The 14,426-nt window shown below is 39.5% G+C and carries 3 protein-coding genes; all 3 read right to left on the bottom strand.

Annotated features, from left to right (window positions below):
• Positions 1-41: 41 nt before the first annotated feature.
• Positions 42-1,106 (bottom strand): saccharopine dehydrogenase NADP-binding domain-containing protein, encoded by a 1,065-nt coding sequence (locus BJP58_RS21435; RefSeq protein ID WP_194540473.1) that lies wholly within the window; start codon positions 1,104-1,106, stop codon positions 42-44.
• Between the two features lie 71 nt (positions 1,107-1,177).
• Positions 1,178-2,920, bottom strand: coding sequence for an ABC transporter ATP-binding protein (locus BJP58_RS21430; protein WP_194540472.1), 1,743 nt, complete (start codon positions 2,918-2,920; stop codon positions 1,178-1,180).
• A 198-nt stretch (positions 2,921-3,118) separates the two neighbouring features.
• Complete coding sequence (locus BJP58_RS33960; protein ID WP_194540471.1) at positions 3,119-14,425, bottom strand: non-ribosomal peptide synthetase; 11,307 nt, start codon at positions 14,423-14,425, stop codon at positions 3,119-3,121.
• Position 14,426: the final 1 nt, after the last annotated feature.

Here is a 14,426-nt window from a genome sequence, read left to right as displayed (position 1 = left end):
ATCCAATAAATATAGGATGTACGCAATGTAACATCGTAATATTATTTCTTTATTTCAATATACTTTTCCTCATAAAAATCATGTTTATTAGAAAAAACATATTGATTCATAAAATCTATAGGGAGTACTTCATAAGCCCAATAGGTACCATTAGGTCTATTACTTGAAATAGCATGTCGGGCGATTTCAGCAGCCACTGTACCCGTTAACTCTGAACTCGTTTCCATTTGTAAATTCAATCTGCACCTAACATTCTTTCCATTTTTCTCTCCTGTAGCATCAATGACTAAAGCTATCCATTCCTCTTTAGGTTGCTCCTCTAAACTAATGTCTAGTTTTTTCATGGCTTCTTCAACCGAAGACTCAAGTTGCATTTGATAAAATTGCATTGCCAAACGAAAAATATAATCATTTGCTGCTATATTGTACCAGTGGAGTTCTTGTACCGAACTAACTTCTAGAATATCAATGATCTCTTGACTTAAATACGGTTTCTTATAGACAGGCACATCCACTTCAGGTACAAATTCTTTCTGCATCATATTTATATTTTCCGTTTTAACACGATGATCACTCCAATAAGAGTCTGTTTTTCCAATTACACTATGCCCACTCATTAATATATCTGAGATAGAAGTTTTCGTATAATGTTCCGCACCACCAATATAACAATTCACATGCTTAGTTTCGTCTAGTAAATGATTTATCACTCGTTTTAATAGCAAACCTGTAATTCCAGGACAAAAACCAGCTCCTATGTAATTTACACCGTTAGCTTTGAGCTCTAGCTCTTGCTCCTGACTCAATAATAAAGCATTGGAAGCATCAACATATTTTGCTCCTACTTTCATAGCTGCCTGAGCAACTCTATCTTTAATTACAAATTCAGGCCCTGCACAATTAATGACAACGGTACAATCAGCACAGAATGCAATCAAGTTCTCCCAGTCAAAAATATCCAAAAAGTGATAGTTAAAATTATTCAGGTTCAATAATGCTGTAGGTTCACGCCGCTGTCCGCCCTTAACTATAAAGTCTTTACATAAGTTCTTACAGATGACTTCACCGATCATTCCGCCACACCCGACAACTGCGATTTGCTCCATCCGTACGACACCCCTTTCATCTTATACAAGCATAAAACAGTCCAAAAACTTATTTCATACATACATTGAGTTTAAAATACAAGACTAGTTATACCTTTCTCTATTAAAAGATCATTATTATGTCTACTCAACATACTCAATGCATAAAATCTTTGTTTGGTTTCCATTAATTCATGATATGTCCCGTGTTCTTCAATTTTTCCATTATTCAATAAAACAATTTCATCATATCCACTAAGAATGGATTCATCCAGCCTATGTGTAATGGAAATTCTCGTAATGCCCTGCATTTCACTTAACATACACTCCAGGTCACTAGCTGTTTGATTGTCCAACGCTGAAGTCGCCTCGTCCATAAGTAATATAGGTGATTTTCTAAGGAGTGCTCTTGCTACAGAAATTCTCTGTTTTTCCCCACCTGAAAAATGGATTCCATTTTCTCCACATAAGACATCAAAGCCGCCTCTGTCATTAATCAATTTCTGTAGCATACTCCTCTTTATGACTTGCTCAAACTCATCTGTGTCACATTCACGAAACAATTTAATATTTTGTTCAATCGTCTCATCAAAGATAAAACAGTCCTGATGAATAAAACTAACATTTTGGAAAATGGACTGATCACTTATTTTCTCAAGTTCAACCCCGTCGTACCTGATACTTCCTTCATACCCATCATAAAACCCAGTCAGCATCTTTAATAAGGTTGTCTTTCCACTCCCGCTTGTTCCTACAATTGCATAAGACTTTCCATGTTCAAATTCAAAATTAATATCATCTAAAATTGTTTTCCCATCTACGCTTAACGAAAGCCCATTTAAAGAAATTTTATTCCTGAATTTAGGAATATCAACTCTTTGAGTTTGTTCCGTTTTTGCCTCTCCTATTTTATTGAAATTCATTAATAAAACCCGACTAGCCTGCCTTTTGGTAAAACCGGTTATGAGTCGATTAATGGGAACTGTTACGCAATTTAGCAATTGAATAAAAGCCATAATCTCCCCTACTGTAATTTGTCCTTTCATGAGCTGCTGAGTTCCCACAATAAATATGACTACAGCAACAAGAAATGTTGAAATATCAGTAAGTGACATAATGAGTGACAGCAGATTTTCGTATACCATTTTTACTTTTTCCTGCTTGTTCGCTTTTGCCTTTGCCCTTTCAAAAATCTCTTTTTCGATGTTAAAACTCTTAACAACCTGATTTCCAGACAATATATCTTTAATGAAAGATACATAACTTTTATTTTGCTCAGCCACTTCGCCTTGTGCTTTTTGCATACGATTATTAAATATACTCGAAACGGCGAGTGGAATGATGCAAGTGAGTAATATACTCAATGCAAGGAATGAATTAATGATAAACATCGCAAGCACTCCGCCTACAAGCATAGCAAGCTGAACAAATATTTCCACGGTCCCTTTTATATAATCGTTTTGAATAATAGTTATATCATTTGACAATCGTGATATGTAAGTTCCATTACTCTCCTTGTTGAAGCTTCTCATATCTAACCGCAAAATGTTTTCAACCAGGGTATTTTTCAGGTTTAACGTTGCCTTTTTTGTATATAAATTTTTAACAGCATACCCCACATACATTCCCACTGCACCTAAAGGCAATAAAATAACGGAAATAGTAGTTAACTTAACGATATTGTCAATATCTTTGTTAATCGAATAATCAATAAACTTTTGTAGTATAAACGCCAATGCAATAAACAGAATAGATGTCACGATACCAAGTAAGCAGGACAAAATAAATAAGCCTATATTCTTTTTGTATATGCTTTTTGAAATTTTTTCATTCATACTATAAGCCCTCTTCTTGTTTCTAATTTCATTTAGAGCATGTCTAATTTATACTTCAATTGTTTATTGCTAGATCATGTGCATTTTTCAGATATTTTGAGTGGAACCGCCACGAGCATATGCACATGACCCAGCATCATATGGCCTTTTATGCCCCCTCCACCTGCATAGCAGGTGGTTTATGGGTAAGATACAACATTAAATATTATTCATGACATCATTAAGGAGCTCTTCTTCAATTGTAATGCCTGTAATGCGAGCAATTAGAGTACTATTGTGAATGTAGAAGTGCATGCTCACTCCAAAATCTTCAGACTCTATAATCTGTGTTTGTAAAAACATCTTCTCTAATGATATGTCATCTCGACTTGCAAACTTATCAAGGACTCCCTGATAATTAAGGATTGGAATGCGATTGGACATTTCATTAAAACCGTACTTTTGTGCGATAAGAAACAACTTTTCTGTAATGGCAGATTGATTAATACTGGATTTTTCTGATGCTGATAAAAGCTGTTCTTGCATTTTACTTTTCCTATCATAAATTGAATAATCTAAATTTAAAGTCAGCCCCAACATTCCCTTATTGAATTCATCTCTGTTATGTGTCAAAACAGAAACAGGAATGTTGTTTAATTCTTCAGATAAGTCACTATACATAAGCCTTGATATAAATTCTGCTGCTGTATTAATGGGTTGCTCACTAAATTTCTGATATTGTAACTCATTTAGTTTCACATGAATTTCTGTAGATCTCTTCGTGTCTCGTCGCGAGACTAAGTTAGCCGATTTTTTAGCAGCTTCAATATACTCCGCCATGTTAGACTCTTGATTATCAGAAATTTCCAGTTCATCAACTTTCTTTTTGATCATTTTGCAATATTCTATGAAAGAATAGTTATAGGGAGTGTTACGTCTGTTGTTCAAAGTTTCATGAAGCATAACCTTAAACAAATCTTGTGAGACTCCATCCCATATTAAATGATGAATTGCACTAAGTACTAAGCAATGATCTGCATCAATTTCTACGATTAAAAATCTAGATAAGAGCTTATCGTCAGTTAGAAAATTCATCTCATTCACAATTTCCTTAAATTGTTCTGCAGATAATGCTAAGGTTCCTTTCACTACTGGAATTTCCCATTCATCCGAATAATCGTACTCTTCTAAATAGGTCATTGTTTGATTTAATTTTGTTCTTAACGCTCCATGCCTGGAGATGATTTCCTTGACTGACAAAGAAGCATTCTCTGCCGTTCCTCCTATTCTTATGATGTCAGTAATAATTTCTGTATCTGGTCGCAAGAAGTCTTCATGTCCTGTCAATACAGGACATTCTAAAGTAGGACGTGTTTTAATATAGTTATCTCCATAATCATTCAACTGTTCTTGTATCATGCACTTTAGATCGCCATCACGGTTATCACCGATAAATGTTACGTCTAATGGCATTTTTACTGTTCCTTTTCTGGTTAAACACGTTTCGACAACATCCTTAATTGCTCTTTCATATGCCAACACCAATGTTTGAGCATCTTCATCGGAATACAATCCAGTATCATATATGATGTCAAATTCAAGTTGCCCATTTAAAACAGCCCCGTTTAGAGACAAACCCATTCCTGATGAATTTTTTTCTGACATACTTCTTCCTAATGGCATTTCCGACATGGATATGCCTTCAATTCTGTCTATCTCATTATCCAATTCTCCAAGATAATTGAATGTTATGGCTGCGCTCATCTCAAGTCCACTATGCTCACCAAGATATCTCAAAACTCCATATCCAATTCCATGATTAGGGACCTGTCTCAATGTTTGTTTTGTCTCCAAAATGCTTTCTTCAACAGTATCTTTTGTCTCCAAAATAATAGGATATACACTTGTAAACCAACCAACTGTACGATCAATGGCGATCTCTCTATCTATTGTCTCTCTACCGTGACCCTCCATTTCTATGGTTAGGTACTTAGAGTTTCTCCATTCTTTGACCGCAATGGTCAGCGATGCCAGTAACAAGTCGTTTATTTCGGTTTTATATGTCTTTCCAGCTTCAAGTAACAACTTTTTCGTCGTTTCAGAGTCCACTTTCACTACTTTATTTTTATATTGACCACTTGCTGTTTGTGTACTCTTGAATGTCTCCGTACTATTTGATTTTTCTGATATATTTTTCCAGTATGCTATTTCATTTGAAAGCACTTCACTCTTAGCATATTGTGTTAAAGCATTCGCCCATTCCTTGTACGAAGCCGTTTTCATTGGCAGCTTGATTTTACCTGTCTCTTGGATTTGTCGATATCCACTAAATAAATCCTCCAGCAGAATTCTCCATGATACACCGTCTATGACCAGATGATGTACACAAATTAGTAAATGATCTCCACTGCCTGAATGGAACAGTCCTATTTTTACCAAGGGTCCTTTGTCTAGGTCTATGCTTGCCTGTAATTGATCGCTGGCATACTCTATCTCTTTCGATGGATCTTGCACTTTTGTATAATCTTTTTCATACCAATCATATAGCTTGCTTTCCTCTGTAGACAGCGTGATTTGACGTTGTTCGTCATATACATTTCTTAAGGCGTCATGATGTTTAATGATTTCAGTAATTGCTGTCTTTAAACTAGGTATGTCAAACGGCTCATCACTTCTTAACATTAAGGCCTGATTAAAATGATTGGGTACGATGTGACGCTTATTGAAAAATTCTAGTTGTATAGGAGTTAGAGAACTTTCCCCATTGATTTCTCCCTGTTCGTATACTTGACTTACTTCTCCCTTTTGAATATTTTCCCCAATCTTTCTTGGTGTCTGCTGATACATTAATGCTGCGAAAGATAGCTTATAACCTTTTTCCCGCAACTTCGAAACTGCCTTAATCGCTTTAATAGAATCTCCACCAAGTTCAAAGAAACTGTCTTCTATTCCAATTGGAGATATGCCTAAGATTTCTTCAAATACTTCCGTAATGACCTTCTCTGTTTTAGTTCTTGGTGGCACATATTCCTGTCCCTCTAATGCATGGGGTTCTGGCAGGGCCTTTGCATCCAGCTTACCATTTGGAGTTAGTGGCAATGCATCGATCTGCATCATAAAGCTAGGCAACATATACTCGGGTAGTTTTTCTCTCAAATCATTTTTAATTTCAGACATATCCAGTTTCTGCTCTTGATTGGTCGGGATCAGATATGCACATATATGCTTGTCACCGCCCACTTCCAATGCAACAACGGTTACATCCAATATACCCGGCTGATTCCTTAGAACGCTCTCGATTTCGGACAACTCGATCCGATATCCTCGGATTTTAACCTGTTCATCTATTCTTCCCAGGTATTCGATCTCCCCGTTAGGCAGCCATCTCGCCAAATCTCCAGAGCGGTATAACTTCCCTCCTCCATAGGGATTGTCGATAAACTTCTGCGCTGTTAATTCAGGCTGGTTTAAATAGCCTTTAGCAACCCCGTCTCCCGCGATGCATAGCTCACCAGGAATGCCTACACCACATAACTCCATCTCATTCAGTATATATAGCTGCATATTGGCAATGGGTTTCCCGATTCCTACACTTAAACCCTTATCTTTTTCTTTGGAATAGACATAGTCACAGCATCCTACGGTAGTCTCTGTAGGGCCATATTCGTTATGAATCTTTACGTTGTCTCCTAATAGCTTCTGCGTTTTCCATGCCGTATCTGTTGTTAACTCTTCTCCACCGACAATCAGCGTTTCTAAATTCGGTACATCTACGCCGTCCGCATAAGTTTCCAGCATCTTTAAATGAGAAGGAGTAAGCTTAAGGAAGGTTACCCTGTTATCTTTTAATGCTGCACGTAACCTTTCCTCCGTGTCCCCTCCCTTTAATAGAAGACATCCACCACTAATCAGCGGTAAATACAAGGACGTTACGGAGAGGTCGAAACTTAAGCTTGTCATTAATACCGTCGTACAAGCTTCTTTCTGGTACTCTTGATCTGCATACGACAAGTAATGATCCAAGTTACCTCGTGTCACCGCCACGCCTTTGGGCTTTCCTGTCGTTCCTGATGTGTAAATCACATAGGCGATGTCGCCCTTTTCAACAGCACACGCTGGATTTGTCTCCTTCTCGCCCAGATCATCAAGATTCATAGAGATGAATGGGACTTCCGTTTCCAGCTTCTTCTCTCTTGTTAAGATGACCTTGGGTGCTGCATCGTTCAGAATATGCTCGATTCGTTCCTTCGGAGTCGCTGGATCAATCGGTACATAGGCGGCTCCACTCTTTAGCACGCCCAAAATGCCAATCATCGTTTCCGCTTCCAGGGTAGTCATGATGGCCACTCGATCATTGGGCTGAACACCTAACGAAATCAGTTCCCATGCCAATGCATTGGCCTTTCGGTTGACTTCTCCATAACGAAGTACTCCCGTTTCGTATTCGATTACCGTCTTCTCAGGTGTCTGTTCCGCATGTTTCTCGAATCGTTCCACTACCGTATGATGCTGTGCATACTCTGTATGGGTATCATTGAAAACCGTTAGTATTCTGTGTTGTTCTACCTCACTGACCATGTGGAGTTCAGACAATTTCATTTCAGGGTTAGCAATCACCCTATCCAGCAATACCTTAAAATGTTCCAGCATGACCTGTGCTGAAGTCTGGGTAAATAAATCACTGCAATAGACCAGATCTAAGGCGTACCCGTCTTCATACGCTGTCGCTTGTAAATCCAAATCGAATTTGGCATCAATGAAAGGAATGCCCAACATGTCGACTTGGGCTTCGCCCATCGCAAGATGGATTTCCTCGTTATTCTGCATGGTAAACATCACGTCAAACAGCGGATTGCGTGACAGATCACGGCGTACTTCTACTTCCTCTACCAATTCTTCAAATGGGTATTCTTGATTCTCATACGCATTCAATGCCAGCTCTTTGATCTCGCTTAAAAATTCCAGGAACGTTTTCTCGTCCCTTGGATATCCTCTCATGGCTAGCGTATTGACAAACATGCCTGCGATCGTCTCGGTATCCGGATGCACCCTGCCGGAGATGGGGGTTCCTACCACGATATCTTGTTGCCTGCTGTATTTATGCAGTTCTATCATAAATACAGCCAGCAAGGTCATGTAATCTGTCGTTCCATGTTGTTTATTTATATTTTGAATGCCAACTTTTTGTTCTTTACTAAGCTGAACCGACACTTGGGCTCCTTTGTAACTTTGGATTTTTGGACGTGGATAGTCCGTCACCAAATCCAAAACCGGTGCCTCTTCTTTAAATACTTCTTTCCAATAGTCTCGCTGACTCTCCAGGTTTCTACCACGCATCCATTCACTATAATCTTTGTATTGGAGTTCAAGTGGTTGTAATCTTTCACCGTTATACAATCGTGAGAAATCTTCGATTAATAGATTTAGCGTCTTGTGATCGGAAATAATATGGTGCATATCAAATAGAAGAATATATTTGTTCCGATTTCTTTCTTTGACTACTTTAAAACGCATAAGTGGAGCTTTTCCGATGTCAAACGGGCGTACAAATTGCTCCATATCTGCTTCGCTGTAGCTGTCGGTCTCTTCATATTCCACTGGGTAGAATACCTCGTCCGCAATGACTTGAAATGTCTCTCCTTCTGTCATGACAAAACTGGTTCGCAGCGACTCATGACGCTCGATCAGGCGATCTATGGCTTGTTGTATTTTTTCCAAATCAAGATTACCTGTTACTTCTAGCGCTGACGCCATGTTATATGCTGTACTACTGCCTTCCATCTGATCCAGAATAAACAATCGTTTCTGTGTAGAGGATGCCGGATAAGTTTGTCTCTTTTCTGCTTTGGGTATTGGACTATATGCACCTTCTCCCGCGGCCTCTATCTTTTTCGCCAAGACGGCAGGAGTTGGTGAACCAAATAGCTCTTTCACTGGCAAACGAATTCCTGTCTTTTTCTCTATGGCATTAATTGCTGTCGTCGCTTTTAACGAATGTCCACCCAGTTCAAAGAAACTGTCTTCTATTCCAATTGGAGATATGCCTAAGATTTCTTCAAATACGTCCGTAATGACCTTCTCTGTTTTAGTTCTTGGTGGCATATATTCCTGTCCCGCTAATGCATGGGGTTCTGGCAGTGCCTTTGTATCCAGCTTCCCATTTGGAGTCAGTGGCAATGCATCGATCTGCATCATAAAGCCAGGTAACATATACTCGGGCAGTTTTTCTCTCAAATCATTTTTAATTTCAGGCATATCCAGTTTCTGCTCTTGATTTGTCGGGATCAGGTAGGCACATATACGCTTGTCACCGCCTACTTCCAATGCTACAACCGCTACATCCAATATACCCGGCTGATTCCTTAGAACGCTCTCGATTTCGGACAACTCGATCCGATATCCTCGGATTTTAACCTGTTCATCTATTCTTCCCAGGTATTCGATCTCCCCGTTAGGCAGCCATCTCGCCAAATCTCCAGAGCGGTATAACTTCCCTTCGCCATAGGGATTATCGATAAACTTCTTCGCTGTTAATTCAGGCTGATTTAAATATCCTTTGGCTACTCCGTCTCCTGCGATGCATAGCTCACCAGGAATGCCTATACCACATAACTCCATCTCATTCAGTATATATAGCTGCATGTTGGCAATGGGTTTCCCGATTCCTACACTTAAACCCTTATCTTTTTCTTTGGAATAGACATAGTCACAGCATCCTACGGTAGTCTCTGTAGGGCCATATTCGTTATGAATCTTGACGTTGTCTCCTAATAGCTTCTGCGTTTTCCATGCCGTATCTGTTGTTAACTCTTCTCCACCGACAATCAGCGCTTCTAAATTCGGTACATCTACGCCGTCCGCATAGGTTTCCAGCATCTTTAAATGAGAAGGAGTAAGCTTAAGGAAGGTTACCCTGTTATCTTTTAATGCTGCACGTAACCTTTCCTCCGTGTCCCCTCCCTTTAATAGAAGACATCCACCACTAATCAGCGGTAAATACAAGGAAGTTACGGAGAGGTCGAAACTTAAGCTTGTCATTAATACCGTCGTACAAGCTTCTTTCTGGTACTCTTGATCTGCATACGACAAGTAATGATCCAAGTTACCTCGTGTAACCGCCACGCCTTTGGGCTTTCCTGTCGTTCCTGATGTGTAAATCACATAGGCGATGTCGTCTTGTTCAACGGCACACGCTGGGTTTTCCGCCTTCTCGCCCAGGTCCTCCAGATTCATAGAGATACATGGGATTTCCGTTTCCAGCTTCTTCTCTCTTGTTAAGATGACTTTGGGTGCTGCATCGTTCAGGATATGCTCGATTCGTTCCTTCGGAGTCGCTGGATCAATCGGTACATAGGCGGCTCCACTCTTTAGCACGCCTAAAATCCCAATCATCGTTTCCGCTTCCAGGGTAGTCATGATGGCCACTCGATCATTGGGCTGAACACCTAACGAAATCAGTTCCCATGCCAATGCATTTGCCTTTCGGTTGACTTCTCCATAACGAAGTACTCCCGTTTCGTATTCGATTACCGTCTTCTCAGGTGTCTGTTCCGCATGTTTCTCGAATCGCTCTACTACCGTATGATGCTGTGCATACTCTGTATGGGTATCATTGAAAACCGTTAGTATTCTGTGTTGTTCTACCTCACTGACCATGTTTAGTTCAGACAATTTCATTTCAGGGTTAGCAATCACCCTATCCAGCAATACCTTAAAATGTTCCAGCATGACCTGTGCTGAAGTCTGGGTAAATAAATCACTGCAATAGACCAGATCTAAAGCGTACCCGTCTTCATACGCTGTCGCTTGTAAATCCAAATCGAATTTGGCATCAATGAAAGGAATGCCCAACATGTCGACTTGGGCTTCGCCCATCGCAAGATGGATGTCTTCGTTATTCTGCATGGTAAACATCACGTCAAACAGCGGATTGCGTGACAGATCACGGCGTACTTCTACTTCCTCTACCAATTCTTCAAATGGGTATTCTTGATTCTCATACGCATTCAATGCCAGCTCTTTGATCTCGCTTAAAAATTCCAAGAACGTTTTCTCATCCCTTGGATATCCTCTCATGGCTAGCGTATTGACAAACATGCCTGCGATCGTCTCAGTATCCTGATGCACCCTGCCTGAGATGGGTGTTCCTACCACGATATCTTGTTGCCTGCTGTATTTATGCAGTTCTATCATAAATACAGCCAGTAAGGTCATGTAATCTGTCGTTCCATGTTGTTTATTTATATTTTGAATGCCAACTTTTTGTTCTTTACTAAGCTGAACCGACACTTGTGCTCCTTTGTAACTTTGGATTTTTGGACGTGGATAGTCCGTCACCAAATCCAGAACCGGTGCCTCTTCTTTAAATACTTCTTTCCAATAGTCCCTCTGACTCTCCAGATTTCTGCCACGCATCCATTCACTATAATCTTTGTATTGGAGTTCAAGTGGTTGTAATCTTTCACCGTTATACAATCGTGAGAAATCTTCGATTAATAGATTTAGCGTCTTGTGATCGGAAATAATATGGTGCATATCAAATAGAAGAATATATTTGTTCCGATTTCTTTCTTTGACTACTTTAAAACGCATAAGTGGGGCTTTTCCGATGTCAAACGGGCGTACAAATTGCTCCATATCTGCTTCGCTGTAGCTGTCGGTTTCTTCATATTCCACTGGGTAGAATACCTCGTCTGCAATGACTTGAAAGGTTTCTCCTTCTGTCATGACAAAACTGGTTCGCAGCGATTCATGACGCTCGATCAGGCGATCTATGGCTTGTTGTATTTTTTCCAAATCAAGATTACCTGTTACTTCTAGCGCTGAAGCCATGTTATATGCTGTACTACTGCCTTCCATCTGATCCAGAATAAACAATCGTTTCTGTGTAGAGGATGCTGGATAAACTTCTCTCTGTTCTGCTTGTGGTATTGGACTATATTCGCCTTCTCCCGCGGCCTCAATCTTTTTCGCCAACATGGCAGGAGTTGGTGAACTAAATATCTCTTTGACTGGCAAACGAATCCCTGTTTTCTTCTCTATTACATTAATTGCTGTCGTTGCTTTTAACGAATGTCCACCCAATTCAAAGAAACTGTCCTCTATTCCGACTGGAGATACTCCTAGAATTTCCTCAAATACATCTACGATTGCTTGCTCCGTCTTATTACTTGGTGGTACGTATTTCAAGCTTTCTAACATATCTGGCTCTGGCAATCTAGTTTTATCCAGCTTTCCATTTATGGTTAGTGGAAATTCATCGATCTGTATCATAAAGGCAGGAATCATATACTCCGTTACTTCTTCTCTTATCGCTTCCTTAATTTCGGGTATAATTAATTCTTGACCCTTCTCTGCAATGAGATATGCACAGAGAATTTCATCGTTTCCAACTTCTTTTACAACAACGACAGCATCAGTGATGTTACTCTGTTTTCTTAATACACTTTCAATTTCCCCTAACTCTATCCTGTAACCACGGACTTTCACTTGTTCATCTATACGACCTAAATACTCTATATTTCCATCTGGCTGCCAACGTGCTAAATCTCCTGTACGGTACAGTTTTCCCTCACCGAAGGGATTTTCAATAAACTTCTTATCAGTCAATTCTGGCTGATTCAAATAACCTCTTGCTAAACCATCTCCTGCAATACACAACTCGCCAGGTATTCCAATACCGCATAGCTCCATTCCATTTAGAAGATATACCTTTGTATTTGCAATCGGACGTCCAATGGTAATGGAAGTAGAGTCTGTGTTCACTCTAAAACTAGTTGCATTTACAGTAGATTCCGTAGGCCCATATGTGTTTAGCACTTCTACTCTTTTCGCCCATTCTTTTAAAGTCTCTAGACGACCTGCCTCTCCACCTGACTCCAGCAAACGAAGTGTCGGTAATGCTTCAACACACAACCCTTCTATTACCTTAGGTGTCAATGATGCTGTTGTTACATTATTTCGATCTATATATTTTTGTAGTTGCTCCATATCATAGGTTAAATTTTTTGGTACAATACATAATGCCGCACCATTGCAAAGTGCAGGGAAGATATCACCAACCGCTTGGTCAAAAGATACATTTGCAAATTGCAGCACCGTATCCTTGTCGTTCAGTGCAAATGTTTCCTTATAGGTGACCCACATATTGACCACATTTCGATGTTCAATTAAAACTCCTTTAGGGTTTCCAGTTGTACCCGAAGTGTAGATACAATACACTAAATCATTAGCTCTGTTAACATGCAGAAGATTGTCCGTTTCATTAGCATAATGATTCTCATCTTCTAAATCCAATACCGGAATCTCTACCTTCCCTGGCAACTTATTCTTATACGTCAATACAATCTTTGGACTACTGTCCTCCAGCATATAGCGAATTCTATGATCTGGATATTCCGGATTGATGGGTACATAAGCTCCCCCTGCCTTGATGATTGCTAATATTCCTACAATCATTTCCATGCTACGCTCTGTAACTAGAGCCACCAAATCGTTTGGAACCACTCCTAAATCCCGAAGAGTACGCGCCAACTGATTTGCTCTCTCATTCAGCTCGGCATATGTCATCTGTTTATCATCAAATTTAAGTGCAATATGTTCTGCTGTTTTCTCTACCTGATTCTCAAATAAGCTGACAACTGTTTGTTCTCGAGCGTATTCTACATTCGTTGCATTGAAATCAACCAATATCTTCTCTTGTTCCCTGATATCAAGCATATGCAAATCTTTAAGCTTTTTTTCTGGATGTGTTACTGCTTCCTCAAGCAGCGTTACATAATGCCTTGCCATATATTCAATCGTTTCTTGTTTGAATAAATCTATGCAATACTCAAAATCAATTTCATACCCTTCTGACACACATTCAACCAGAACGGATAAGTCAAACTTTGAAACATTTCTTTTAATAGATGCACTTTTCCCGCCCAATAGGCCTTGCATTTCCGTCGGTTTTTTCTTTTCTTTTAATCCGAACATAAAATCAAATATCGGATTTCTTGAGAGATCTCTTTTCTTCTCTACGGCTTCAACTAAATCTTCGAATTGGTATTCTTGGTTATCATATGCTTGCAGACACTTCTCCCTCACAGCTAAAATCAAATGCTCAAAAGTATCATCAGGACAAACTTCTCCCTTTATTACCAGAGTATTGACAAACATCCCCAGCATACCTTTAGTATCTGCATGAACTCGGCCTGATACGGTTGTTCCTACAATAATATCTTTTTGGCGACTATATTTGCCTAATAATAAAATGAACACTGATAGAGTAACCATAAATTCAGTAGCACCATACTTTAGGGCTAAATTTTTCACCCCTGAGCTTAATGGCTCTTTTACCTTTGCTACAACATTGGCTCCCCTGAAAGACTGGATTTGAGGACGGAGGAAATCCGTCTTCAAATCCACCCTGGCAATTTCACCAGCGAATTCCCTCCTCCAATATTCTTCCTGTTTTGAGATATCATAAAAATTCTGCCATACGCTGAAATCTTTATACTGGATTCGGTTAGAATTTTTATTCATA

This window comes from Paenibacillus sp. JZ16, assembly GCF_015326965.1.
Lineage (GTDB): Bacteria > Bacillota > Bacilli > Paenibacillales > Paenibacillaceae > Paenibacillus_AQ.
The sequence above is the reverse complement of the archived record's forward strand: the minus strand, read 5'-3'. Positions and strand labels throughout refer to the sequence as shown.

Excerpts from the sequence above, each read along its gene's own strand:
- BJP58_RS21435 (WP_194540473.1), bottom strand. The coding sequence starts at position 1,106 with ATGGAGCAAATCGCAGTTGTCGGGTGTGGCGGAATGATCGGTGAAGTC.
- BJP58_RS21430 (WP_194540472.1), bottom strand. The coding sequence starts at position 2,920 with ATGAATGAAAAAATTTCAAAAAGCATATACAAAAAGAATATAGGCTTA.
- BJP58_RS33960 (WP_194540471.1), bottom strand. The coding sequence starts at position 14,425 with ATGAATAAAAATTCTAACCGAATCCAGTATAAAGATTTCAGCGTATGG.